Raw genomic sequence first — 24,999 nt, 5'->3', positions numbered from 1 at the left:
TTTTCCTCACTATAAACATTTATTTTTTAATACTTCAACAATTTGTTCACAAGCAGTGCCATCTCCATACGGATTAGATGCATTACTCATCTTTTTATATTCATTCTCATCTTCTAATAATAGTTTAAAATTACTATAAATTGTTTCTTCATCCGTTCCTACAAGTTTTAATGTTCCTGCTTTGATTCCTTCAGGTCTTTCCGTTGTATCTCTCATAACCAATACTGGTTTTCCTAGTGAAGGAGCCTCTTCCTGTATTCCGCCACTATCAGTTAAGATCATATAGCTTCTTGCAAGAAAATTATGAAAATCCAATACATCCAACGGTTCTATAATATGTACCCTATTGCTATCTCCTAATTCTTCCTTTGCAGCTTGTCGTACAACTGGATTCATATGGATAGGATATATCACTTTAACATCGTCGTGTTCATCAATGATTCTTCTTATTGCTCTAAACATATGATGCATTGGTTCCCCTAAATTTTCTCTTCTATGGGCTGTTAGCATAATCAATTTAGAATCTTTTGCCCATTCTAATTCGGGATGGGAATAATCTTCTCTTACTGTAGTTTTTAATGCATCAATTGCAGTATTTCCGGTTACAAAAATTGTTTCTTCCTTCTTCCCTTCATTTAATAAATTTTGTTTACTTATTTCTGTGGGTGCGAAATTATATTTAGCAATAATTCCTACAGCTTGTCGATTAAACTCTTCAGGAAAAGGAGAATAAATATCATAGGTTCTTAGTCCTGCTTCGACATGACCCACAGGAATCTGCAAATAAAAACAAGCTAGTGCAGTTACAAAGGTTGTAGAGGTATCTCCATGAACAAGAACTACATCTGGCTTGGCTTCTTCTAAAACTGATTTAATTGAGTTTAGGATATTAGTTGTAACTTCAAACAAAGTCTGTTTATCTTTCATAATAGATAGATCGTAATCAGGAACCACATGAAATGCATCTAATACCTGATCCAGCATTTGACGATGCTGTCCTGTTACACAAACTATAGTTTTGAATTCTTTTTCACATTTTTTTAATTCATTTACTAGTGGACACATCTTGATTGCTTCTGGTCGTGTCCCAAAAACTAACATTACCTTTTTCATATCTAATTCAACACCCTTTTTAACTCATTTATCGTTTTTTTTGAGTCAATTTCATAGCAATATTTTTTATTAAATATATCAATGATTTCATTCCGATCCTTTAACCCTCTTTTTAATAGAGTAGACAATGCTATTGATATCGAGTTACCACTTTCTATACATATGCCAAAACCATTCTCATTTATTATGTGATTAATTCCTTCGTTATTTGTCGAGATTACATTTAATCCACAAGATATATATTCGAAAAATTTTGAAGGTGCTGCATAATAATGATTGATACTAAATTCTGGATCATAATAAATTATCCCTATATCAACTGAATGCATGATTTTTAACAATTCTGTTCTACTAATTGCTGAATTTATTTTAAAATTTTCATTTATAAAATATTTTTGGCACATATCATTTACTGATTTAAGTTCTTCTTTATTTCCATAACAATATGCTAAAAAAAAGATTCCATCAACTTTACTTAATTCTTTAATAAATTTACCTAAATCTCGATCTAGATTACATCCTCCAGCATAAAAAACAATTTTTTTATTTTTTTGCACTTTCAAATCTACTAAACGATCAACATTGTAGTTCATTTTGGGTAACGTGTTATTAATCACAAATATTTCTTTATTAATTTTATATTTTTTCTTTCTATAAATTGCTCTTTCATTTAAACATTCAATTATAAAATCAGGAAAATTAGCATGCTTTTCATAAAAATCCTGAATATATTTAAATGTTTTAACATCTTTTTCATATAGTTCTGTATGATACAGAACTAATTTTTTTTGTGGCTTGATTTTTTTTACAAGATATGCAATTGGGAAAAAATCAATATCATTTAAAATAATATCTGTCTTTTTTTTCATCATTAAAAAGAAAACATGAAAATAAATAAAAATTAATCGAACTGATTTTATACTGCCATACCAGTAATTTAAAAAAGAATAGTTGAATCCATCATCTATTCTTTTGAAGTTTTCTTTAGATGTGCAGGACCATAATGTAATTTTTTTCTCTTTTCTTAACTCATTTGATAAGTAATGCAAACATGAATACGCTGAACTAATATCATGTTTAGTAATAAGTATTATGTCATTCATTTTTGCTAAAACCTCTTTCTAATAATTTTAAAATTGCTACTATAAAAAATAATGACACGAAATTAATAATAAATATTATTTGACATGTATAATTCGAAAAGAAAGATAAAACGACACAATATGATAGGATGCTTAATATTAATAAATCTATAATTCTATTTGATTTAAGATATGAAGCTTCAATAAATCCAGAAATAAATCCAAAAACTGCACAAAAGATAATTAATCCTATAATTCCAAAATCACTAATAGAAGTGCCTAAAAAATTATTAGTATTTAGGTTAAATTGCACATAATAATAATTTAATGATTCTTTGTAATTTGGTATAATTCTTTTCAATATAAAATCAAACCCTAACAATTGTCTTATTCCTAAAGAATATTCATCATTATATTTTACGATCAAGTCAAAATTATCATGACTGACAGTTAAATAAGAGTATATAAATAATATTTTTTCAGGTATTTTAAAAGTGATATCTGACAATGAATTATTTGTATTATGTACAATATAGGTATTGTCATTTACTTTTTCTAAATACTCACTATACTCATTAGTAGGTATGGTTTCTTCTAATATCGTATCATTTTGTTTTGATGAATTATTTTCTTTTATAGTTTCGCTATTTTGATTTTCTTCAGAAATCTCATTATTTTGATTATTTTCTTCAATAATTTCACTTTCGTTTTGTTTAAAACTTGAGCTTAATAATTCATTTGTATAATGTCTACCAAGAGACCCAATTTCATATCCAGCAAATGCAAAAATTAAGCAAATAGCTACTTTTAAGAAAGTTCTTTTTCCAAGATAATAAACAGTAGCAGTAAGCAATAGTGCTCCTATTAAGAATATTCCTCTATTGACTGCCAAGGTTGGAATTAAAAAAACTTGTACAAAAATGATAAAAATTAAACATATTTTTTTCACAATATTATTTTCTTTTGTGTAGCAGTAATAAGTAAGGGGAATATTAATAATAGAAAAATGAGAAAGTAATAAATATTTAGTATAAAAATTACTATAATTGTTATATTCATATGAAAAGAAAGGTATATATCCACATATTTTAGCCGTCATAATGAATCCAAATACTGCTATGAATCCAAATAATAGACAGACAAAAAATAAGTATTTATTATTAAAATTTTCAAAATTTAAATTTTCTAAAATACTATCTATTCTTTTATTTTTTTTCGTATTACCAATTTCAATAAATATATTAAAAATTAAAAATCCCAATGCTAAATATAGCCATGTTTCATTACTCCAAATTCTTTGGTATGAAAGTATCTTTAAATTTGATAGAGAAATGGTACCCAACCATATAGCTGAGAAAATAGAGTTTAAAGAATAAAAATTTTTCTTATTTAATGATATATAAAAATATACAATTAAAGCATCAAAAAATAATATTAAGCTACCTAAAGTAAAACTAATATTATTTACAAGTGGTATTATTAAAAGCAATATAGTACTTATAGAATATAATAAAATATTTTTTTTCAATTGTTTCACCTCTTTTTAAAAGCATACAAAAAGTCTCCAATATAAACTTTAATACCTCTATTAAAGTCTCTATAATATCTCTTATATTTACCTAAATCTTTTATCAACAATAAGTAATCCAATAGATTTTTATTCAACAAAAATTTTAATCTCCTTTTTTCAAATTTTATTGCTTCTTTTATAAATTTAAAAGTCTTATCATTTAAATTTATATAACTATTCTTATTATTGATAATATATTCATGTAATTTTATTGATTTTTCCAATCCTTCTATTCTCTTTGAAATATCACCAATTAATTCTTTTCTTTGCAATGCTGTTAAAGAAGAATTTGAGTCATGAAATCTATATTTGATTAATGGTGTACATAGAATATAAGTATTTCCCATTAAAGAAGAAATCATCCATAATAACCAATCATGTCCTAGTAAATAATTGCTACATAATTTATCTAGATTATTATTTTTAATATAATCAACAATATCCTTACTTACAAAAGTTGTACACCCTCTGATATATGATGAAATAACATTATCTATTGGTCTTATTTTAATTAATGAATTATCTAATCTACATTTGACATTAGGAACTTTTTTAGGAGCTTCAATGCTATTGCTATTTCCATCAATAAAAATAAATTCAGAAGCAACAGACTTCACATTTTCATTTAAACAATAAACTTCTAACATTTTTTCAATTTTATTGTCCATCCAAATATCATCTTGGTCTGCTAAAAAGATAATATCACCTGAAGCGGAATATAAAGTGTCCATAAAATTTTTGGAGAATCCTTTATTTTTCTTATTTATATTTAATTTCCAATTTGAAAGACTATTATCAATAATAAAATTATTAATTAATTCAGCTGTATTATCTTTTGAGCAATCATCGCTAATGATAACCTCATCAGGAATGATTGTTTGATTCATGATAGATTCTAGTTCTTCAATTATATATTTAGATCCGTTATATGTAGCGATTACTACACTTACTTTTATATTTTTAAACATTTTTTCACCTTATATTAAAGTTTACTTTGATTATATTTTGTATAAAATGATTTAACAAAATATTTAAATAACGTATAATTCATACATAAAACAAGAATTACACTTTTTTGAATTTTTGTCATTTTTGATTTTAAAACCAAATACAGATTTTTTTTAATATATGTTCTACAAATTTTAATTTTATTAGAATCATTTATGTTATAGATATTCATTCGTATTAATAATGATAAATAATTTTTACATGTAAATACAATGGATGATTTTATTAAATTTTCATCATTTTTTAGTCTTGATGCATTTTCAACTTGATTACACACATTAATTAAATCATAATTTCTTTCAGTAAACTTTGAACGTGTTATACTTGTTCCTTGCTGAAAATAAAAATATATAAATTTATTTGATGTAACTAATTTGTTCGCTTTGTCTATAAGCAAATAATTCGTGTATATGTCTTCGTAAATTTGTCCTTCAGGGAATCGTATATTGTCGAATAGATACTTTTTGTATAATTTTGTACAAACTGGAATTTCTAAGTTTTTACCATCTAACGCAGAATCAAGATAGTATTGTAACTTATTTCTTTCATATACGATTTCTATGACTTCATCTATTTCTGGAAAATTTTTATTTTCATTACCTGTTAACATATATTTTGCAGAACAAATATCAGCATCATATTTTTTACATGTTTCATACAAGTACTCAATAGTATCATTAGCTATCCAATCATCACTATCTATAAAATAAACGTATTCACCTGTGGCATTATCTAAACCAACATTTCTTGCAGAACTTAATCCTCCATTTTTTTTGTGTATAACTTTTATTCGACTATCTTTTGTACTAAAAAAGTCACATAATTGACTAGATTTATCTGTTGACCCGTCATCTATTAAAATAATTTCTAAATTTCTATACGTTTGATTTAATATAGATTCCACACATCTATTTAAATACTTTTCTACGTTATATACAGGAATTATTACACTTATTTTCAATTTAATCACCTCAATTAATTTTATATCCACCTGTTAAATATAAAATTTTGAATAACATTGTTTGCATCTTCGATTGACGATATAACTTTGTTGTACATATAAATTTAAATCTATCTAATAATGACTTATTGCTTTCAATAAAAAATTCTAGTTCTGTTAAATAATCTTTATTTAAATATGATTTATATGTTTTATAAAATTCATTAATTTGAATGGCATATTTCAAATTATCTTTATTCTTTATTCTTTTTATTCTTTCCTTAAACCAACCAATTTTTCCTTTACCAAATCCAACTTCATTACTTTGATGTTGACGATAATATACAAAAGATTCATTATTAAATAGAACTTTTCCTTTAATGATTGCAACATTAGTTATCCAAGAGTCATGGACATAAATTTTTGAATAATCGATATCTTTTTTTAATTCATTTAAAAGCATTTGATTCATAACTTGATTATGTCCAGGAAGAAAATTTTGAATTATAGTGTTATAAAAAGTTAAATGAGTAATCATTTTTTGAGTTGTACCATAAGGAACTAAATCGTCATGAACTAAATACGAGCTTGAAGCATATAATAAAGGAATATTTTGATTCTCTTTTTCTAGCCATTCAATAGCAGTATCTAGTTTTCTAGGTAGCCAAATATCATCCTGGTCGCTTAATGAGTAATATTTGTATCCTTGAGCTATTTTGATTAGTTCAAAAAAACTTTTAATATATCCTATATTTGTTCCTTCAATTAGCTTTATTCTATCGTGATATTTTTTTTGTAATTTTTTAATAATTGCTACAGTATTATCCTTTGAGCCATCATCACGAATTAGTAAATCAACAAATTGATTTTGATTCATAATACTAATAATTTGATCTTCTATATATTTTTCTCCATTATAAGAAGATAGCAAAACTAAAATTAAATTATTTTTCATAAATCAAATCTCCAAAACACTTTGTTACTAACCCTACTTTTCCAATCATGAGCTTGATGATCGGATTAAAAAGTGAGGTATAAAAAACATAAATGCCTTCTTTTTCCATCTTTTGTTTTACTATTTCATATGTACACATATACTCATCATTCTGAGGAAGATGTATTCCATCTACTTCTTCATCAATATATTTCTTTATATACTCAATAAGTTTTTCTACTGTAATTGAACTACGCTGATTTTTAATCGTAGGAAATATATGCACTTTTCTTACCGCTTTAAACAGCTTTGTAAGATTTCCAGGTGAATGATCACCATATACCATCGGTGGCCTTACGATACATACCTTAAATGAATCATCTTCCAATCCAATCAAAAGCTTTTCTGCTTCATATTTACTGATTCCATAATATGTATTAGGATTACATGCTGTAGATAAAAGAATTGGGGTATCTGAATAATTTAATCCATATACGCTCATTGATGACATGAATATAAACTGACTCACTCCTGATTCCTTTGCCTTCTTTGCAGTTTCATAAGCCAAATCCCGGTTTACATGATAGTAAAGCTGCTCATTTTCTTTAACTTCCTTAATATGAGCAATCCCTGCCACATGATAAACGACATCATAAGATGAAAAATCATGATTTCTCCATTCATCATTTCTCATCTCTAATTCTTCAACCTCATACTTTTCAGGATATTTCAACAGCTCATCTCTGAAATGAGTTCCTATATAACTCCCTTTACCCGTGATCAGGACCCTTTTCATGGCTGTACCTCTTTCTTGAGCTCTCCCGTTCCTCCTTCAACCACTCCTTCATGTTTCAGTACAGATGTGATCGTTCCAAAGAAACACTTGCAGTCAAACAGAAAACTCATTCTTTCTACATACTCGCCATCCAGTCTTGCTTTCACATCGATCTCCAGTTCATCTCTGCCGTTGATCTGTGCCCATCCTGTCAGTCCTGGAAGAATATCATTGGCACCATATCTTTCTCTTTCTTCGATCAGATCGTACTGATTCCATAAGGCAGGCCGAGGACCGATGATCGACATATCTCCCTTTAAGATATTGATGATTTGTGGAAGTTCATCCAAAGATGTCTTTCTCAGTACTTTTCCGATTGAGGTAATATACTGATCCGGATTAGCCAGCAGATGTGTTGGCGTATCCTTAGGCGTGTCGGTACGCATCGTTCGAAACTTCAGTATATTGAAATAGGTCTTGTTCTTTCCCACACGTTTCTGTTTGAAGAAAACAGGGCCTGGAGAAGTCAGCTTTATAATTAATGCAATAATCAAAAGCACCGGCGAGAGCAAAATCAATCCCGCTAGGCTCAATATAAAGTCAAGCACTCTTTTCAATCCATTCCGATACATTTTTCCCATTCCTTTCCCACACAAAAAAACATACATCTTTCAGTATGCTTTCACTCAACTTTGGATAATTCGCAATTATCTTAAGTTTTACTTACAATTTCCAAACCTACCTTAGCCTGTGTAGTCTTGCCAAAAAGCTCAACCTCAATCAACGCAACACGTTTATGCCGATCAATCTTTCTAATAATTCCTTCTCTTCCCTTCAAAGGACCTGAAACGATCTGCACTTCATCATTCTCAATCAAACCTGTTGATATTTCCACAACATGCCCACAATCACTCAATGACTTCAAAAATTTTACTTCATCATCATAAAGCGGAAATATCTCTCCATCTACATGCCCCAGCATCTTTGTAAGATCCGGCACTTTTTTTAATTCAAGATATAGCTTATCAGGATCATCGCTCACTAAAAACACATACCCGGTAAATAGTATTTCTTCAATCTCTATCCAGTTTCCCTTTATCTTCTTCATTCGTTTATTTTTCGGGATAAAGCATTCTTTCAGTATTTCTTTAGAAATCAGCATTTCACAGCTTCTTCTAATCTTTTCTTCTGCTTTGCTCCTTACTTGAATCACATACCATTTCTCCATACAGGTCTCCTTTTGGATATGCTTCGCCCATTCATATTCATTCATATGAACTGTTTCAATGATGATCCTGCAAGCATACAACGTGCGCCGGGCAACGATTGATCTGCTTCACATTCTTGTCGCAACTTAAATATTATACCTCAATCTTTAACGATTGTCAGTAATAATCAGGCTTAAAATCGTATTTTTTATAATACCAGCATTTTCTTCATCCTTGATCAGATCCTCTAAAACATCCAATCGCTTATTTAATTCATCCAGTGAAATATGCATCACATCATTACGATAAATCAAATCATTCTTCGTTTTAGAGAATGTCTCACCACCTAAATGAAGCTCTTCAAACATCTTCTCACCAGGTCTTAAACCAATCTCTTTTATTTCAATATCCTCATACGGTTCAAGTCCACAAAGCTTGATCATCTTCTCTGCTAAATCAAGAATCTTTACAGGTTCACCCATATCCAAAACAAAGATCTCTCCCTTATCTGCATAATAACCTGCCTGTAAGACAAGCTGTGCAGCCTCAGGAATCGTCATAAAGTAACGAATAATGTTCTTATCCGTAATGGTAACCGGCCCTCCCTCTTCAATCTGCTTCGAGAAGATCGGAATGACCGAACCATGGCTGCCTAATACATTTCCAAAACGAACGGCTGCCATCTTCGTCACACCATTATCACCATAAGCCTGTAAGATCATCTCCGTCATACGCTTCGTAGCCCCCATCACATTAGTAGGGTTTACAGCCTTATCCGTAGAAATCATGATAAAGCGTGATACCTTATGTTCAATACAAGCCAAAATCACATTTCGAGTTCCAAAAACATTATTCTTAATCGCTTCCATCGGTCTTGTTTCCATCAAAGGCACATGTTTATGCGCTGCCGCATGATAGACAACCTCCGGCTGATACAATTTAAACACCTGTTCCAAGCCCAACGGATCACGAATCGATGTAATAATTGAAACGATTTTAATTTCTTCATTCAATTTTCCATGATCACGATCACGGTTAAACTCCTGTTCCAAAAGATATAGATCATTCTCATTAATATCCAGCATGACAAGTTCCTTTGGCTTAAACTTCAAGATCTGCCGGCAAAGCTCTGAACCAATACTTCCTCCAGCACCTGTCACCAGAATCTTTTTATCTGTAATATAGGAAGCAATTTCATGCTGATTCAGATGAATTTCCCCTCTACCCAAAAGATCTTCGATCTTAACATCACTTAATACATTTCTTTTTTTCAGCTGATTACCAAAAATACTTTCACTCATCATCTGTACCGGCAAATGAACATTCTGACATTGTTCCACGATACTTCTCAGCTGTTTCTTCGATACATTACGCATCGCTATCAAAGCAACCTCTACCTGATACTTTTCCTTTATTTCTTTTAGATCGTTACATGTTCCTAAGATCGAGAGACCTTCAATCATATATTTCTTTTTATAATCATCTACAAAGCCAACAACCTTATATTTCAGCTTTTCATTCTGATTAATTTCCTTCAACAAAATATTCCCTGCATCACCAGCTCCAATGATCACTGCTGTTTTCATATTACCAGCACGAGAAGTATATCTTCTAAACAGACGATACAAGGCACGAAGTGAAAACATCATCAAAGCCGCAAAACATCCCGCTACCAATTCAATACTTACATAATCCAGATTTTTATTCAAAAACAATGTAAGAACCATAATCGTAATCGTTGCTAATCCATCTGCCAATGTCAGACGCACGATTTCAACGACTCCGATATATTTCCATAAACTTCTATATATCCCAAACGCTATAAAATATACCGTATAAATCAACAATACGGCAATCGCAAATAATACTAATTTATAAATCACCAAGGAATGAAAATCAAATTTAAAATTGAACTTTGTCCAATATGCAAGAATATAAGAAAAACAGACAATAAGTAAATCTAAAACGATCTGTATTTTTTCTCGATGCTTCTTATAAAACTGATTTTCAAAAAACCAATCAAGCATTTTTTCTCCCCCAATCATAAAGATTTTAACATATAATACCCTATTAAACAACACTTCAAACCTTTTAAAGTCACATTTTTTCCTTACAATCCTTAACAATTCTCAGGCGTTTATCGCAAATAGTAACCATTATATTTCACCCTATTTAAGCACTTATTTCATTACACATGCACAAAAAAGACTCCTGCTGATCTTTTTAATTTTGAATGTAATTCCTTAGATTATCATTCATAAAAATTCTAAAAAAAGCTCTCATCAATATGAGAACTTAATATCCTGCAAGATCTAAAATATCTTCTTCAACCTTTAATACCCTTTCACTTGCAGTATAATCATCATCTTCACCATAAATAAAGCGATGCAAAGATTCAACCTCACCACTAAAATCTTTTAAAACATACTGTGGTGAATAACCATATAATGTAAGTGAAGTCAGCTGTGATTCATAGCCATCTTTGGGGAACTGATACTGTTCAATATTGCTCAGATCAAAACCTAAAAGACGTGTCACGTAACTTTTGATCGCCCCATTAGAAAGATTTGTTTCAATATATGGTAAAACATCATCCACAATATTCAATAAATCAATCGGTGAGCGATCCTTCAATGAAGAAATCAAAGCATCAATGACCCGATTCTGACGTGACATACGTTCATAATCACTGTCAACTGAACGAATACGTGAAAAGCTCAATGTCTGGGCACCATCCAAATGATAAGTACCGGCACCGCCTAAACCTAAATACCCTGCTTCAGAAGCAGACAGCTCAATGTCAACACCACCCAAGATATCAACGATTTCCTCTACAGAATCAAAATCAAACAATACATACTGTGTCACATCCAAATCAAAGTTATAATTGATCGAACTTAGTGTTCCCTGCACACCGCTACGCCAATAAGCATGATTTAACTTTTCATAACGATCCATTAATGGCTGATAAACGATATTATCACGTTGAATTGAAGAAATCTTGATCTTACCATTATCAAAATCAAGTGAAATGATCTTCATCACATCACTGCGTGCTCCACTCCCCTCATCAGCGTCAATCCCTAAAAGGGCAATATTATCAACGTTGCGGTTTGACTCATAAGAATAAACGTCATCATTATTAAAGGCATCTGTACGCCCCATACGATTCAATAAAGAATCTGCATATAAATTAACACCAGCAAAAACACCAATAATCAATACAAGAACAATTGATAATACAATGACCAGTCTTTTCTTTGCTTTAATAGTCATAAGTACCTCCAAATACCCGCATATTGTAGCACTAATTCAATGATAAATCACTATTTTTTGAAAATCTAACACGAAATCACATATTTCTTAACAAGTTCCTCAGGAAAATAAACGAATCATCTTCTATATATAGATCATTTAAAATTACGTAAATAAAATTAATTTTCTTTTTAAATTTTTAGGAATTTTATGGTTTTGATGCATATAAGAATAGTAGGAGGTAACAGTTATAATGAAACATAAAAGCTATGACTATCAAAGCAAATATGTTCTCTCACGCCCTCTCTTTCTTGCTTATATCCTTCACCACTGTATCTCAGAATTTAAGAAGATTCCAATCGGCATCATCGCTTCTGACTGTATCCATGACATCTCTGTCAATCAGAAAGAAGTCCACCGTCTGTCACCTTTTATTACCCAGTTTGAAGATGATACTCTGAAAGAAGGAAAAGTCGTTTTTGATATCTTCTTTATGGCACATCTGCCTGAGAGTGATCAGGATATCGACTTCTACATCAATATCGAAATTCAGGATGACTTCTATCCCGGCTATCCTTTATCGGCAAGAGGGGTCTATTATGGCGGAACGATGCTTTCCATGCAGTATGAGGATCAGATCAGAGGTTCCCATTATGAAAATCTCAAGAAGGTCTATTCAATCTGGATCTGTCTGAATCCTCCCAAGGAAGAAAGAGGCAGCATAACAGAAATCTCACTGGACAAAAAAGTTCTTCTTGGATACAATAAGCTTAGAAAAAAAGACTATGACAAACTGTCAGTGATCCTGCTTTACTTAGGTGAGGAAAGCAAGAATGAATGCTTAGGTTTCTTGCAGACATTATTTGATGGAAATATCAAAGAAAAAAGAAAAATTGAAGTTCTAGAAAAAGACTATGGCATTAAAATGAATGAGGAATTGAGAAAGGAGATCCGAGAAATGTGTAATTTAGATGAGTATGTGGCAAATCGAGGCAGAGAAGAAGGATTGAAAAAAGGCAAAGCTGAAGGATTGGCTCAAGGCATTGAGAAAACAACCTTAGAATTTTCTAAATTCATTCAAAATATGATGAATAGCCATCATTTTACTGCTGAAGAAGTATTTGATATGATGCAGATTCCAGAAGAAAAAAGAAAAAAATATCGTCAATATTTAAAAGACCCTTCTTAAAATACTTGCTGCAAACAATCATTAAAAAAAAGAAGCAATTGTATCAAAATAACAATTGACTTCTTTTTGAAATACCATTTAGATCATAACTTTTAATATAATCTCTAATAACTTCATTATCCCCCAAACATCTGCACCCAATAATACGTACCATTTTCATAATAACAGGAAACCCCTAGTTTTGTAAAAGAACCGTTCAAAATATTTTCACGATGTCCAGGTGAGCTCATCCACCCATTCATCACCGACGAAGCACTGGTATAGCCATATGCAATATTTTCACCCAAGGTCATATAACTGCCATCATTTTCTACAGTTGTAAAACAAGTGCTGCCATCAGGGCGTGTATGTGAAAATAATGAAACGATTTCTTTTGCTCGAACATTAGCTGCACTTGCAAGCTTACTATCCCAGCTAAGTGCACCTAACCCTGCCTGAGAGCGCTGTGTATTTACTAAGGTTAAAACTTCATTTGCATAACTATCAGCATAACCAGAAGCATTATTTTGATTTTGTGAAGTGCTTGGCTTTTGAACAGTATTGTTTGTTGAAGGATTATTAGAAGAAGGTTTATTTGCTTCAGCCAATTCTTGTTTTTTTAAACCTAAAGCTTCACTTTGATAAACCGTTCCCTCCAAGTCCAAAGTTACATTTCCTGCCAGTGCTTCATCCAAAGAAACAACAATGACCTTTGATATAGCCTTATTTTCATTACCATACTCATCTTTCGCAAGCACTTCTAACTCATATTCACCAATCGTAGAAAGATCCACCTCATTTTGAATGGTAAAGGTACACCCACTTTGATCCTCACATTTGAAAAATTTATTAAAATCAACATTCAAGGCATTCTGTTCAATTTTAATTTCACCCAGAAAATCAGTAAAATTAGGAGCTGTCGTATCTTCTACAACGACCTTAACCTCTTTTTCCTCATTTTCATAGACAAATTTTAAATCATACTCACCCACATCTACATATTCTTTTTCATTTCCTTCCTCATCAGCCAAAACAAGTCTTTGATCTTCAATCATAAGATTTTCCTGTTCGCTTATGACTTCAATCTCATCAATGATTTCCTCATCCAGCTCCTCTAAAAAATCATTAGGATCAATAAAAATATCCTCACCATATTCATAGATGACCTGCTCATTTTTTAAAAGAAGCTTTTCGGAATGAAAACAGCCTGTTAATAATAACAGCACAACAAATATACTGATACCTTTTTTCATGATTCACCTCATCATTATTCTATCATGATCATAGACAAAAAAGATTACGATTTCATCACAATCGACAATCCTGTGCCCTTTTATCATAAACAAAATCCACCAGTACCGGCTGACGCAATGAACCCGATGCAGTTTTTTCCATAAACTTTACCCTGGCACATAATTCCTCTTTCAGCCATATTACATCTGATATATCAAAAACAGCTTCTTTTTTTACTTGATGCCTTGGCAGTCTTGATAACGATGTCATCACCTGACCGATATAAATTAACTCATCTTGATCATATTGAGCTAAAATCAATGAAATTCCAGACTCCTTCACTTTATAGCCAACAACCACAAAATCATCATCTTTTAAATATTTGATCTTGATCCAATTTCTGGTTCTTTTACCACTTTTATAAAGACGATCCATCTTTTTCGCAACAATACCTTCTAATTCTTTTTCCTTCGTCTTCTCATAAAGTAAACAGCCTTCTTTATGTATATAACGAGAACGGCTGAAATGAGCATTCTCCTTCTTGATACACTTCTCTAATATCTTTTTTCGCTCCATTAAAGGACGATCCATTACATACTCTGAATCATAATAGAGAATATCAAAAGCTGTAAATACCGCTGGGTTTTGATGGCTTTCCATCTGTATTTTGAAGGGATCATGCAGAAGCGCTCTTCTTTGAATCTTTGAAAAATCAATACATCCATGATCATAATAATAAAGTTCACCATCAAGTACACAGTCTTTCTGAACATATTTTCCCAGATCTTTCATTTCTGGAAATTTCTGAATCAGCTTAAGATTACGTTTATTACGCAGATCCACCTGATGATCTTCTATATAAGCTAATACACGAATTCCATCCATTTTTAATTCATAGATCCATTCCTCATTATCAAAAGCTTCTTTTTCCTGACCGATAAGCATTACTGAAAGATCACGTTTCATCAATGGGCTCTCTTCTCAGCCTTTTTCGCAGTTAACGACTGCGTTAAAGCCTCCATGAGATCAATAGCACTTTCTTTTTCCATCGGCGTTGCAGATACGATTTTTTGACCATGTATCTTAGCCTCAATGACATTTTTCAGCTTTTCCTGAAAAGAATCATGATACAGCGAAGGATCAAAGGATTCTTTCATCGCTTCAATGAGTTGCTTTGCCATTTTCAATTCTGCTGCTGATATTTTCGGATGGACGATATCTTTAGGCATCTTTGCTATTTCATCTTCATAAAACAGTGTTTTGACCATAAGTCCCTCCTCAAAAGGCATGATCGCCACTAAGGTCTCTTTCGTGCCAATTACACACTGACCGATTGCAATGACCTTAAGTGAATGAAGAGCATTATATAAAAGTTCATAAGCCTTCTGAGCACTTTTTTCCGGTATCGCATAATAATTCTTTTCAAAATATAAATCACTGACATCAGAAAGAGATGTAAAATGTAAAATATGAATCGTACGATCTTTTTTACGCCTTTAAAGAATCAATCTCTTCTTGACTCATGATGACATAACGATCTTTTTCATACTGATAGCCTTTGACAATATCATCATTTTTGATTTCCTTGCTACAGCTAGGACAATATTTTTTATATCGAACACGTTCATGCGTATCTTTACATAACTGATTAAAAGCTATTTCATTCGGCTGGGTTGTTTTATATAGTTCAATGGGTATATGTACCAAACCAAAACTGATAGCTCCCTTATGTGCAGCTGCCATAACTCACCTCGCCATTAGTATGTGAGATTTTCTAATTTTCAATCTGCTGCATAAATTCTTTTAATGAACAATGGGTATATTTCTTAAAGACTACCGAAAAGTATTTATATTCATGAAAGCCACAGCCAGCAGCAATATCATAAATATATTTTTGACCTTCTTTCATCATTTCAATTGCTTTTGTAATTCGATAACGATTTAAATAATCACAAAAAGTCATCGATGTAACTTTTTTAAATCTTTTATTCAATAAAGTCTGACTATAATGAAGCTCTTCTGTTAGATCATTTAAGACGATCTTATGCATATAATTATCATGAATATAAATAAGCATTTTCTCTACCAGCAAATCTTTTGTATGAAACATAGGTTCTTGAATATGTTTCTCTATAATCACTTCTTTTTCTAGTGCTCTTTCATAACATAAAAGCTGTCGATGCTGTAAGATGGCTCTTTCCAGTGCCATTTTTAACTGTTTTTGACTAACAGGTTTTAAAAGATAATCACTGATTCCTGTCTGAAGGGCTTTTTGGATCAGTTCAAAGCTTTGAACACTCGTTATGATAATAGCACCATAACTGTATTCTTTTGTCTTTTCAAACATTTCTAAACCGTTTTGTAATGACAGGTCAATATCACTTATGACAATATCCGGTTTCATCTTTCGAATCTTTTCAACACCTTCATCAGTATCACCTGCTTCCACCATCATAAAATTACCTAGTTCATCAATCATGCTCATCAAGTTCTTTCGATGATATTCATTATTCTCTACAATTAATATTTTAAACATATTTTACCTCGCAATTATTCAATATCTCATTATTTTGTTAAACAAATACGAGGTATCGTTTTTTTAAGTATATCACTGATTGTTCTTTTTTTGTTAGATAATGCATAAAGTATTCACGATCTTCCAATATGAACTTTAGAAATAAACGAAAAGCGTAAGTGAATGAATCAATTACGCTTTTACTTACATTACAAATTTATTACTTCATTTCTTTTTCAAATCGAAAAAAGTAATTATTCTCCGGTGGAATATTTCCAGCAGTATCTTTAGTTTGATGGGGATCCTTATGTCTGGGATTAAAAAATTCTACGATCTTAAAACCACAGCGATTTACATAAAAATGAATATTTCGTTTGTCATAATAAGGGGTATGAGTTTCCCAAATTTTTGTTTCAGGATGTAATTCTTCAATAGATTGCCATATTTTAAATCCATTTCCAGCATTCTGTAATCCTGGTTTCACATATAAAAGAGGTAGTGAGTTACATCTTGTAATCTCATCAATTACTATGATCACTCCACCCACTCTTTCACCATCAATTTCTACGATATATGCTTCAGATCCTTTCGCTTCAAAAGATTCTTCAATATCTTCAACAGGCAGAACGAGTTTATCGTATTTTCCAAATTCTCTTACATAAGCTTTTTGAAAAGCATCCTGAACCTCATTTATAAATACTTTTTTTTCATCATCGGCAGTAATTGCCTTAAAAACTAATTTTTCCATACTTCATTATTCTCCTTAAATTTCTATCGTCCGTTTAATCAATGAAGCAGGCTTTTATTCTCTTCCACCCCAGTTTGAAATATTTATAATATGTGATATATCAATCATATCTTACTCTCCCATAAAAACTATATAAAACTATTTTATCATCCTATTTATGATTACACAACGCATGAAGATTCATTAAATCACTATCAAATATTTTTATAAAATGGAAAAAAGCATAGCTTTGCGGGCTACGCTATTTTCGATTCTGTCTTTCCTAAATCGACAGATCTTCGCCTTTTGATAATTTCATAAATATCAATAGCGATATGACCGTCAATACTGTTAAAATCGTTGATAAAGCAGCAGCAACACCATAGTTGCCACGAATCACCTCTGTATAGGTTGCCACACTAAGTGTTTGCGTCTTATAGGTGGAAAGCAAGATGGCTGTTGAAAGCTCCGATATCATCGTTACCCAGCTTAAGATCGCTCCTGAGATGATCCCGCTGGCCATCATCGGAATCGTGATCCTAAAGAAGGTTTTCATTTTACTGGCTCCTAAACTTAACGCTGCTTCCTCAATGCTGATAGGAATCTGTGAGAGAATCGCTACACTGCTTCGTATCGTATAAGGCAGACGCCGAATAACCAAAGCCACCACCATGATCGACATCGTGGCACTGATGGCTAATACACCAGAACCAAAGATACCGCTGTTGAACGCACTAAGAAGGGCAATGCCTGCTACCGTACCTGGTACGATATAAGGAATCATGCTTAAGATATCCAAAAACGAGGTGGCAGCATTTCTACGACGAACGCTCAGATAGGCAATCATCACAGCCATCAGAATGATGATAACCAAAGAGATGCCCGGTATCAGAATTGTATTCTGAATGGAATTACCTAAGGTCTCAAAAGCTGAAATGTAGCTATCGAAAGAATATCCGCTTTGGAAGACCATACCTTTTGTATTGATAAAAGAAGTATAGATCACATAACATTGCGGCATGATCGCCAAGCCAACAACACCATAACTAAACAGATAAACAAATATCTTTTTGATCCCATTCAGTTTTTTAGGAGTGATCGGATGAAGGGCATTCATCGTAAATGATTTCTTTCTGGCAATAATCTTTTGAACAAGGAAGACAGCGGTAGTGATCAGGATCGCTATAACTGCAATCGCTGCCGCAAAACTGTCATCCCCACCTACTTCACTTAAAAATTCATTAAAGATGAGAACCGGGAATGTTCGATAACCCTCGCCAATCAGCATCGGTGTCCCAAAATCAGCCAAAGCTCTCATAAATACCAGTAAAGCACCCGCTAAAAGTGAAGGCGTGATCAGTGGCAATACGATCTTAACAAATCGTTTGATCCCTGTACAACCCATATTTTCACTTGCTTCCATAAGCGAGTGATCTACATTTTTCAAAGCACCTGATGCATAAAGAAAGATCAATGGAAACAGCTGTAAAGTAAATACCAGCAAGATACCCGTAAAACCATAGATATCCGGAGGCATGATCCCGCTGATTGAATAAATCAGCTGTGTTAACACGCCATTTCTTCCTAAAAGCAAGATCCATGAATAAGCTCCAATAAAAGGGGCTGACATAGAAGCAATAATGATCAGGATACGCAAGACCTTAGCTCCTTTGATCTGATAAGCAGTAAAGAAATAAGCCAAAGGTGTTCCTACTAATAAAGAAAGCAAGGTAGCAATGAGCGATACTTTAAAGCTATTAAACAAAGTTGAAAGATAGTACGGCTTTGAGAAAAATTTGATGAAACTATTTAGGGAAAAAGCCTGTGTCGTCTTATCAATAACGGATTGAATCAATAGATTTCCCACCGGATAGACCATAAATATAAGATATAAAAGCAATAATACAAGTGTGATCAGTGCCCAGCTGTCAAGCTTGTGCTTAAAGAGCGCTTTCATGATCGTATCAGCAGATTGACACTGCCATCCTCATTAAATAAATTGATTTTTTCACTTAATATCTTTAAATATACATCTTCACCAAGCATATAATTTTCATTCATCGAACTGACTTTTATTACTTCAATACGCTCACCATTATCCAAGCGTAAATGATAATGAGTATTCAGCCCTAAAAATACCGCATCTTCTACAACTCCATGAAGACCTTCTGCTTTCTGACTTATCTCAAATTCTTCAGGACGTATCGCAACCAAAACATTCTGTGAATCAAAATCACCCTCATAGGTCATTTCAAATCCCCCTTGAAGTTTTAAGATTCTTTTATCATGATCATAGCTGCCTTCCATTATATTCACTCTGCCAATAAAAGTAGCCACAAAAACATTTGATGGACGATGATAGATTTCTTTTGGTGAGGCAATCTGCTGGAGGACACCATGATCCATCACAGCAATCGTATCACTGATTGCCATGGCTTCTTCCTGATCATGAGTTACATAAACAGTGGTTATTCCAACATTTTTCTGAATAGATCGAATCACTTCACGCATTTCTAAACGCAGTTTCGCATCCAAATTGCTTAATGGTTCATCCATCAGCAAGACATCCGGTTCAATGACCAAAGCTCTTGCCAATGCGATACGCTGTTGCTGACCACCGGAAAGATTTTCGGGCATCCGATCTGCATATTCTTCGATCTGCATCAGCTTTAAAAAACGATCTGCTCTTTCTGTAATCTCATCACGATTCAGCTTACGCTGTTTCAAACCAAACTCAACATTCTGGCGAACGCTCATATGTGGAAATATCGCATAGTTCTGGAAAACCATTCCAATATTCCGCATGCTTGGTTCCATATCATTGATACGCTGATCGTTAAAATAGAAATCCCCGCCTTCAATTGAATTAAAACCTGCAATCATTCGTAATAAAGTTGTTTTTCCGCATCCGCTAGGTCCCAATAAAGTAAATAATTCTCCATCTTTGATATCAAGATCAAGGGAAAAGATCACTGTGTGATCTCCATATTTTTTTAATGCATTTTCAATTTTAATCTTACTCATTTAAAACCTCGCAATTAGTTAATACTAGCAAAGATATCTTTAAATCTATCAACGATTTCTGTCTTATGTTCATTGATATAATCCATATCTTCGATTAATGTTGGAATTTCACTCATCGGTTTCATCGTATCACTTGTCTTAGCATTTTCTAAAACCGGACGATTGGTCGTTTCTGTACCATAGATATCCTGCATTTGCTGACTTGTAATAAAGTCAATAAACTTCTTGGCATTTTCCATATTTTTCGCATCTTTAATGATAGCACTGGTAGCTGGAAGAAATACCGAACCTTCCTCAGGATAAATGATATCCACATTGGCACCATCATTGATCAGTGTCAAAACAGGATCTTCATACGTTAAACCCACTGTCATTTCACCATCTGCTACCTTCTTATATACTGAACTCGAACTTCCTTCAATCTTGCCATCAATATTGACAAATAATTCTTCTACATACTTCCATGCTTCTTCATCAGTATAGCCACCCTGAGCCAGTAACATATTTGTCAGCTGTGCAAAAGCACTTGATGAACTGGAAGGATCCGCTGTCGCAATCTTACCTTTTAATGCCGGATTTAATAAATCTTCATAACCTTCAATCTTAATATCCCCGATCAGATCCTTATTTACGATCAATACGCTGCCATCTAAGACATAACTTGTCGTGAAACCAGAAGTATTCTGATAACTCTCAATGAGATTCTTGTCATTCACAGATACATACTCTTCAAATAAATCGGCATTCTGGATGAATTGAGAATGAGCTCCGCCAAACATGACATCAGCAATAGGATCATTTTTCTCACTTTCAAGTTTTTTAATCAGCTCGCCTGTTCCTGCCTGCTGAAGACGAACCGTAATCCCTGTTTCCTCTTCAAATAATGGAATGGTTGCTTCAATGAGACCATCAGAATTCGGTGAATATATCACCAATTCCTGACTCGTGTTTTCTTGCGGTGTCGAACATGCGCTCAACCCTGCAAGCATACTTACGGATAAACATAGTGTTAATAATTTTTTCATATCGTTTATTTCCTTTCATATATGTTTATGCTTTAAGTTTAAACGATATGAAACCGCATTCATATCCGACAAAACAATCACAAATGGAAATATCCGACACAATTCGATAAATACTATATGAATTTTAAATAATTTCTCAATTTATTACAAAAAAAGAGTAAGTCAATGACTTACTCAATCGAAATATATTTCTTTTCCTCTACCTTCGGCTGATCTTTCTTTGGAATGTTCAAATGCAAGACTCCACTCTCAAATCGTGCCTTGATATCTTCATGCGTTACATCCTCGCCTACATAGAAGCTTCTCGAACATGATCCATAATATCTTTCCTGTCGGATATAGTTGCCTTTGTCATCCTTATCATCCACTTCATGGTTCTTATCCGCACTGATCGTCAAGTATCCATTCTCCAATTCAATCTTGACATCTTCCTTCTTGAATCCCGGAAGATCCATATCCAGTTCATAAGAATCGCCTGCATCCTTTATATCCGTCTTCATCCAGTTTCTTTCATGTTTTCCAAATACATGCCTGCTTGGCATCCAGTCATCAAATACATCATCAAACAAATCATCATCAAATAATCTAGGTAGTAACATAACTAACGCCTCCTTTAGATATCATCTCTGTAATCTAGTATGTTCTTCCTGATTACACTTATGATTATAGTCATCTTTTTAGCACTGTCAAGAGGAGATTGCTAATGATTACGACAAATTGTCCAATGTGTCATAATTTTGTTCATAAATCTAACCATCCTTTGATTTATTGTCCTTATACATGTTCTATGATGGAACATTGGTTATTATTATTCTTATTTAAGATGTAAAAACAGTTTACTTTTTAAACGAAATATCATAAAATTTAGATGTATGTGAATAAGAAAAGGAGAGGAATTATGAAAATTTCATCACTGCAAAAAGCAAGATATGAGTATTCTCCAAAACTACCGGGAATGCTTCGTAATGGTATTGCCGATATTTGTGTGAAGGAAGGCGAAGAAACTCAAAGTGTTGCTGATCAGGATAAGATCAAAGCACTTTTTCCAAACACTTATGGCAAAAAAGAAATTACTTTTGAGAAAGGAAAGAATACTTCTGAAGCTAAAAAGCAGGTCGTTGGTGTCATTCTTTCAGGTGGACAGGCCCCAGGCGGACACAACGTTATTTGTGGTCTTTATGATGCTTTAAAAGCTACAAATCCAGAAAATATTCTTTATGGATTTAAAAATGGTCCAATTGGACTGATTGAAGATGATTATCTGATCTTTGATGATGAATATATCAATGAATACCGAAATACAGGCGGATTTGATATCATCGGTTCAGGAAGAACAAAACTTGAAACAAACGAACAGTTTGCAATTGTTGCGGAAGTATGTAAAAAGCATGGTATTACAGCAATCGTTATCATTGGTGGTGATGACTCTAATACAAATGCTGCGGTACTTGCAGAATACTTTGCAGCTCACAACACAGGTGTTCAGGTCATCGGCTGCCCTAAAACGATCGACGGTGATTTGAAGAATGAAGATATCGAATGTTCATTTGGTTTCGATACAGCTACAAAGACATATAGCGAAATCATTGGTAATATTGAAAGAGATGCCAATTCGGCTAAGAAATACTGGCACTTTGTAAAAGTCATGGGACGCAGTGCTTCTCATGTTGCCTTGGAGTGTGCGCTAGAAACTCAGCCAAATATCTGTCTGATTTCTGAAGAAGTTGCAGAAAAGAAAATGTCACTTTCGCAGATTGCTGATTACATTGCTGACTCTGTTGAAAAAAGAGCTGCTAAAGGTATGAACTTCGGTGTTGCGATCATTCCTGAAGGAGTTGTAGAATTTGTACCTGAATTCTCTGTATTGATTCATGAAATCAATGAACTTCTTGCCGGAAGCAAGGCTGACGCTTTCAATGCCCTGCCTACCTGGGATGATAAATATGCTTTCATTGAAAAAGGTCTGACAAAAGAATCAATGGAAGTCTTCGCTATTCTGCCAGTAAGTATCCAGCAGCAATTATTCCTTGAAAGAGATCCTCATGGAAATGTTCAGGTTTCTTTGATCGAATCAGAAAAATTGTTCTCAGCTTTAGTTAAAGATAAATTAGAAGAGAGAAAGAAAGCCGGTACATATAAAGGTAAGTTCAGTACCTTACATCATTTCTTAGGATACGAAGGAAGATGTGCTTTCCCTTCTAACTTTGATGCTGATTACTGTTACTCATTAGGCTACAATGCTTTCATGCTGATTCAGTATGGCTATAATGGTTATTTATCAAAAGTATCAAATCTTTCTAAGCCAGCAAGTGAATGGGTTGCCGGTGGTATGCCAATCACAAAGATGATGAATATCGAAAGAAGACATGGTGAAGATAAGCCAGTTATCAAAAAAGCTCTTGTAGAACTTGAAGGTAAGCCATTTAAATATTTTGAAGCTCACCGTGAAGAATGGGCTGAAAATACTTGCTTTGTTTATCCGGGTGCTATTCAGTACTATGGACCAGCAGAAGTATGTGATATCACAACAAAGACACTTGCTTTAGAAAAAGGTACATTAGAATAAATATAAAAGGTGATTGCTATGATCACCTTTTTACATGCTAAAAAAAAGTCTTATGGATTGATGATTTCCATAAGTCTTTTTAGATTCTTATTTTGTAAGTTTGCTGGCAGCCGCTTTATCCAGAATAACAATAACATCTTTGTGATCCTGTAAAGCACTTGCCGGACAGCTTGTATCTTTTGGACCTTCAATCATGGCCTTCACTGCATCTGCCTTGTTTTCACCTGTGGCAATCAATAATACTTTATTCGCTTTCATGATTGTCGCAATACCCATTGTGATCGCATGAGTTGGCACCTGATTGATATCATTTTCAAAGAAACGGGCATTATCTTTTCTTGTTCTTTCCTGAAGCTCTACGATATGAGTGGTTTCATCAAAAGAAGTACCTGGTTCATTAAAACCAATATGTCCATTTCCACCTAATCCTAAAAGCTGAATATCTACCTGGTAATTTTCCATGGCTTTTTCATAAGCATCACAGTCTTCTTTTTTATCACCATAAGGCAAGTGTACATTTTCTGCTGGAATATCCAGACCACTGAACAGATTCTTGTTCATGAATGTATAATAACTTTCAGGGTGATTACGATCGATACCTACATATTCATCCAAGTTAAATGTTGTGATATTCTTGTAAGATGTACCATTTTCCTTATGATCTTCGATCATATTCTTATAAAGTCCTAATGGTGTCGATCCTGTTGCTAAACCTAAAACAGCATTTGGTTTATTAACCACAACCTCTTTCATTACTTTAAATGCTTCTAAACTCGCTTCTTCATAATTATCTTTTACTATTACTTTCATATTCGCTACCTCCACTTTTAGGATAACAGATTCTTTGTATAAATGA

Annotated in this window: 25 protein-coding genes; 3 read left to right on the top strand and 22 right to left on the bottom strand. The window is 32.8% G+C overall.

The genetic code is table 11. The features are described from left to right. Positions 1-9 precede the first annotated feature (9 nt). From wecB to BQ5367_RS06965, 11 genes are all read right to left on the bottom strand, one after another. On the bottom strand, positions 10-1,113 hold the full coding sequence (wecB, locus tag BQ5367_RS07015; protein WP_071441804.1) for a non-hydrolyzing UDP-N-acetylglucosamine 2-epimerase: 1,104 nt from the start codon (positions 1,111-1,113) through the stop codon (positions 10-12). A 2-nt stretch (positions 1,114-1,115) separates the two neighbouring features. Continuing rightward, entirely contained in the window at positions 1,116-2,216 is a 1,101-nt protein-coding gene (locus BQ5367_RS07010) for a glycosyltransferase (RefSeq protein ID WP_071441803.1), read from the bottom strand. Further along, positions 2,209-3,723: an O-antigen polymerase gene (locus BQ5367_RS07005; RefSeq protein WP_071441802.1), complete on the bottom strand. Its 1,515-nt coding sequence runs from the start codon at positions 3,721-3,723 to the stop codon at positions 2,209-2,211. Before BQ5367_RS07005 ends, BQ5367_RS07010 begins: the two co-directional genes overlap by 8 nt. A 5-nt stretch (positions 3,724-3,728) precedes the next feature. After that, the gene (locus BQ5367_RS07000; protein ID WP_071441801.1) at positions 3,729-4,733 is read right to left on the bottom strand and encodes a glycosyltransferase; all 1,005 of its coding nucleotides are present in this window, start codon (positions 4,731-4,733) and stop codon (positions 3,729-3,731) included. A gap of 14 nt (positions 4,734-4,747) precedes the next feature. After that, complete coding sequence (locus tag BQ5367_RS06995; RefSeq protein ID WP_161940476.1) at positions 4,748-5,734, bottom strand: glycosyltransferase family 2 protein; 987 nt, start codon at positions 5,732-5,734, stop codon at positions 4,748-4,750. 10 nt (positions 5,735-5,744) lie between these two features. After that, on the bottom strand, positions 5,745-6,668 hold the full coding sequence (locus BQ5367_RS06990) for a glycosyltransferase (protein WP_071441800.1): 924 nt from the start codon (positions 6,666-6,668) through the stop codon (positions 5,745-5,747). Beyond that, positions 6,658-7,443 carry an NAD-dependent epimerase/dehydratase family protein gene (locus tag BQ5367_RS06985; protein WP_071441799.1) on the bottom strand — a complete coding sequence of 262 codons (786 nt, stop codon included), beginning with the start codon at positions 7,441-7,443 and terminating at the stop codon, positions 6,658-6,660. Before BQ5367_RS06985 ends, BQ5367_RS06990 begins: the two co-directional genes overlap by 11 nt. After that, positions 7,440-8,054, bottom strand: coding sequence for a sugar transferase (locus BQ5367_RS06980; protein ID WP_071441864.1), 615 nt, complete (start codon positions 8,052-8,054; stop codon positions 7,440-7,442). Before BQ5367_RS06980 ends, BQ5367_RS06985 begins: the two co-directional genes overlap by 4 nt. A gap of 80 nt (positions 8,055-8,134) precedes the next feature. Next, positions 8,135-8,650, bottom strand: coding sequence for an antiterminator LoaP (gene loaP, locus BQ5367_RS06975; RefSeq protein WP_071441798.1), 516 nt, complete (start codon positions 8,648-8,650; stop codon positions 8,135-8,137). Between the two features lie 147 nt (positions 8,651-8,797). Continuing rightward, on the bottom strand, positions 8,798-10,657 hold the full coding sequence (locus BQ5367_RS06970; RefSeq protein ID WP_071441797.1) for a polysaccharide biosynthesis protein: 1,860 nt from the start codon (positions 10,655-10,657) through the stop codon (positions 8,798-8,800). Between the two features lie 268 nt (positions 10,658-10,925). Then, positions 10,926-11,906 carry an LCP family protein gene (locus BQ5367_RS06965; protein ID WP_074022002.1) on the bottom strand — a complete coding sequence of 327 codons (981 nt, stop codon included), beginning with the start codon at positions 11,904-11,906 and terminating at the stop codon, positions 10,926-10,928. Positions 11,907-12,138: 232 nt separating this feature from the next. Between BQ5367_RS06965 and BQ5367_RS06960 the strand changes: the two genes are divergently transcribed. Beyond that, on the top strand, positions 12,139-13,074 hold the full coding sequence (locus tag BQ5367_RS06960; protein WP_071441796.1) for a hypothetical protein: 936 nt from the start codon (positions 12,139-12,141) through the stop codon (positions 13,072-13,074). Between the two features lie 116 nt (positions 13,075-13,190). Here the strand turns inward: BQ5367_RS06960 and BQ5367_RS06955 are convergent, their stop codons facing one another. The 10 genes from BQ5367_RS06955 to BQ5367_RS06915 all read right to left on the bottom strand — a co-directional run bounded on the left by BQ5367_RS06955 (position 13,191) and on the right by BQ5367_RS06915 (position 22,176). Beyond that, positions 13,191-14,306: a CAP domain-containing protein gene (locus tag BQ5367_RS06955; protein WP_071441795.1), complete on the bottom strand. Its 1,116-nt coding sequence runs from the start codon at positions 14,304-14,306 to the stop codon at positions 13,191-13,193. Positions 14,307-14,361: 55 nt separating this feature from the next. Further along, positions 14,362-15,252 (bottom strand): ATP-dependent DNA ligase, encoded by an 891-nt coding sequence (locus BQ5367_RS06950; RefSeq protein ID WP_071441794.1) that lies wholly within the window; start codon positions 15,250-15,252, stop codon positions 14,362-14,364. Beyond that, positions 15,252-15,755, bottom strand: a complete 504-nt coding sequence (locus BQ5367_RS13935) for a Ku protein (protein WP_268874444.1) — start codon at positions 15,753-15,755, stop codon at positions 15,252-15,254. Before BQ5367_RS13935 ends, BQ5367_RS06950 begins: the two co-directional genes overlap by 1 nt. Before the next feature lie 19 nt (positions 15,756-15,774). Next, the gene (locus BQ5367_RS13930; protein ID WP_268874441.1) at positions 15,775-16,029 is read right to left on the bottom strand and encodes a Ku protein; all 255 of its coding nucleotides are present in this window, start codon (positions 16,027-16,029) and stop codon (positions 15,775-15,777) included. Positions 16,030-16,060: 31 nt separating this feature from the next. Continuing rightward, positions 16,061-16,822 (bottom strand): response regulator transcription factor, encoded by a 762-nt coding sequence (locus tag BQ5367_RS06940; protein WP_071441793.1) that lies wholly within the window; start codon positions 16,820-16,822, stop codon positions 16,061-16,063. Positions 16,823-17,021: 199 nt separating this feature from the next. Beyond that, positions 17,022-17,549 carry a GNAT family N-acetyltransferase gene (locus tag BQ5367_RS06935; protein WP_071441792.1) on the bottom strand — a complete coding sequence of 176 codons (528 nt, stop codon included), beginning with the start codon at positions 17,547-17,549 and terminating at the stop codon, positions 17,022-17,024. A 262-nt stretch (positions 17,550-17,811) separates the two neighbouring features. Continuing rightward, complete coding sequence (locus tag BQ5367_RS06930) at positions 17,812-19,485, bottom strand: ABC transporter permease (RefSeq protein WP_071441791.1); 1,674 nt, start codon at positions 19,483-19,485, stop codon at positions 17,812-17,814. Continuing rightward, positions 19,482-20,552 carry an ABC transporter ATP-binding protein gene (locus BQ5367_RS06925; RefSeq protein ID WP_071441790.1) on the bottom strand — a complete coding sequence of 357 codons (1,071 nt, stop codon included), beginning with the start codon at positions 20,550-20,552 and terminating at the stop codon, positions 19,482-19,484. The genes BQ5367_RS06930 and BQ5367_RS06925 overlap by 4 nt, the downstream gene beginning before the upstream one ends. A gap of 14 nt (positions 20,553-20,566) precedes the next feature. After that, positions 20,567-21,577 (bottom strand): ABC transporter substrate-binding protein, encoded by a 1,011-nt coding sequence (locus tag BQ5367_RS06920; RefSeq protein ID WP_071441789.1) that lies wholly within the window; start codon positions 21,575-21,577, stop codon positions 20,567-20,569. 170 nt (positions 21,578-21,747) lie between these two features. After that, positions 21,748-22,176: an Hsp20/alpha crystallin family protein gene (locus BQ5367_RS06915; protein WP_071441788.1), complete on the bottom strand. Its 429-nt coding sequence runs from the start codon at positions 22,174-22,176 to the stop codon at positions 21,748-21,750. A gap of 104 nt (positions 22,177-22,280) precedes the next feature. On the opposite strand from BQ5367_RS06915, the gene BQ5367_RS13925 reads away from it, so the two are divergent. Together BQ5367_RS13925 and BQ5367_RS06910 are read left to right on the top strand one after the other, a co-directional pair. Beyond that, on the top strand, positions 22,281-22,406 hold the full coding sequence (locus BQ5367_RS13925) for a hypothetical protein (protein WP_268874440.1): 126 nt from the start codon (positions 22,281-22,283) through the stop codon (positions 22,404-22,406). 69 nt (positions 22,407-22,475) lie between these two features. Beyond that, positions 22,476-24,143: a diphosphate--fructose-6-phosphate 1-phosphotransferase gene (locus BQ5367_RS06910; RefSeq protein ID WP_071441787.1), complete on the top strand. Its 1,668-nt coding sequence runs from the start codon at positions 22,476-22,478 to the stop codon at positions 24,141-24,143. Between the two features lie 87 nt (positions 24,144-24,230). On the opposite strand, the gene nagB is transcribed toward BQ5367_RS06910, so the two are convergent. Then, entirely contained in the window at positions 24,231-24,953 is a 723-nt protein-coding gene (nagB, locus tag BQ5367_RS06905; protein WP_071441786.1) for a glucosamine-6-phosphate deaminase, read from the bottom strand. Between the last annotated feature and the right edge of the window lie 46 nt (positions 24,954-24,999).

Source organism: Traorella massiliensis (genome assembly GCF_900104665.1).
Taxonomy (GTDB): domain Bacteria; phylum Bacillota_I; class Bacilli_A; order Erysipelotrichales; family Erysipelotrichaceae; genus Traorella; species Traorella massiliensis.
This window is presented reverse-complemented; position numbering and strand designations above follow the sequence as displayed.

Excerpts from the sequence above, each read along its gene's own strand:
- BQ5367_RS06940 (WP_071441793.1), bottom strand. The coding sequence starts at position 16,822 with ATGTTTAAAATATTAATTGTAGAGAATAATGAATATCATCGAAAGAAC.
- BQ5367_RS06960 (WP_071441796.1), top strand. The coding sequence starts at position 12,139 with ATGAAACATAAAAGCTATGACTATCAAAGCAAATATGTTCTCTCACGC.
- BQ5367_RS06920 (WP_071441789.1), bottom strand. The coding sequence starts at position 21,577 with ATGAAAAAATTATTAACACTATGTTTATCCGTAAGTATGCTTGCAGGG.
- BQ5367_RS06915 (WP_071441788.1), bottom strand. The coding sequence starts at position 22,176 with ATGTTACTACCTAGATTATTTGATGATGATTTGTTTGATGATGTATTT.
- BQ5367_RS13925 (WP_268874440.1), top strand. The coding sequence starts at position 22,281 with ATGATTACGACAAATTGTCCAATGTGTCATAATTTTGTTCATAAATCT.
- wecB (WP_071441804.1), bottom strand. The coding sequence starts at position 1,113 with ATGAAAAAGGTAATGTTAGTTTTTGGGACACGACCAGAAGCAATCAAG.
- BQ5367_RS13930 (WP_268874441.1), bottom strand. The coding sequence starts at position 16,029 with ATGGCAGCTGCACATAAGGGAGCTATCAGTTTTGGTTTGGTACATATA.
- BQ5367_RS06955 (WP_071441795.1), bottom strand. The coding sequence starts at position 14,306 with ATGAAAAAAGGTATCAGTATATTTGTTGTGCTGTTATTATTAACAGGC.
- BQ5367_RS06970 (WP_071441797.1), bottom strand. The coding sequence starts at position 10,657 with ATGCTTGATTGGTTTTTTGAAAATCAGTTTTATAAGAAGCATCGAGAA.
- BQ5367_RS07010 (WP_071441803.1), bottom strand. The coding sequence starts at position 2,216 with ATGAATGACATAATACTTATTACTAAACATGATATTAGTTCAGCGTAT.
- BQ5367_RS06985 (WP_071441799.1), bottom strand. The coding sequence starts at position 7,443 with ATGAAAAGGGTCCTGATCACGGGTAAAGGGAGTTATATAGGAACTCAT.
- BQ5367_RS06935 (WP_071441792.1), bottom strand. The coding sequence starts at position 17,549 with ATGGAAAAATTAGTTTTTAAGGCAATTACTGCCGATGATGAAAAAAAA.
- BQ5367_RS06950 (WP_071441794.1), bottom strand. The coding sequence starts at position 15,252 with ATGAAACGTGATCTTTCAGTAATGCTTATCGGTCAGGAAAAAGAAGCT.
- BQ5367_RS06980 (WP_071441864.1), bottom strand. The coding sequence starts at position 8,054 with ATGTATCGGAATGGATTGAAAAGAGTGCTTGACTTTATATTGAGCCTA.
- BQ5367_RS06930 (WP_071441791.1), bottom strand. The coding sequence starts at position 19,485 with ATGAAAGCGCTCTTTAAGCACAAGCTTGACAGCTGGGCACTGATCACA.
- BQ5367_RS07000 (WP_071441801.1), bottom strand. The coding sequence starts at position 4,733 with ATGTTTAAAAATATAAAAGTAAGTGTAGTAATCGCTACATATAACGGA.
- BQ5367_RS06910 (WP_071441787.1), top strand. The coding sequence starts at position 22,476 with ATGAAAATTTCATCACTGCAAAAAGCAAGATATGAGTATTCTCCAAAA.
- BQ5367_RS06925 (WP_071441790.1), bottom strand. The coding sequence starts at position 20,552 with ATGAGTAAGATTAAAATTGAAAATGCATTAAAAAAATATGGAGATCAC.
- nagB (WP_071441786.1), bottom strand. The coding sequence starts at position 24,953 with ATGAAAGTAATAGTAAAAGATAATTATGAAGAAGCGAGTTTAGAAGCA.
- loaP (WP_071441798.1), bottom strand. The coding sequence starts at position 8,650 with ATGGAGAAATGGTATGTGATTCAAGTAAGGAGCAAAGCAGAAGAAAAG.
- BQ5367_RS06965 (WP_074022002.1), bottom strand. The coding sequence starts at position 11,906 with ATGACTATTAAAGCAAAGAAAAGACTGGTCATTGTATTATCAATTGTT.
- BQ5367_RS06990 (WP_071441800.1), bottom strand. The coding sequence starts at position 6,668 with ATGAAAAATAATTTAATTTTAGTTTTGCTATCTTCTTATAATGGAGAA.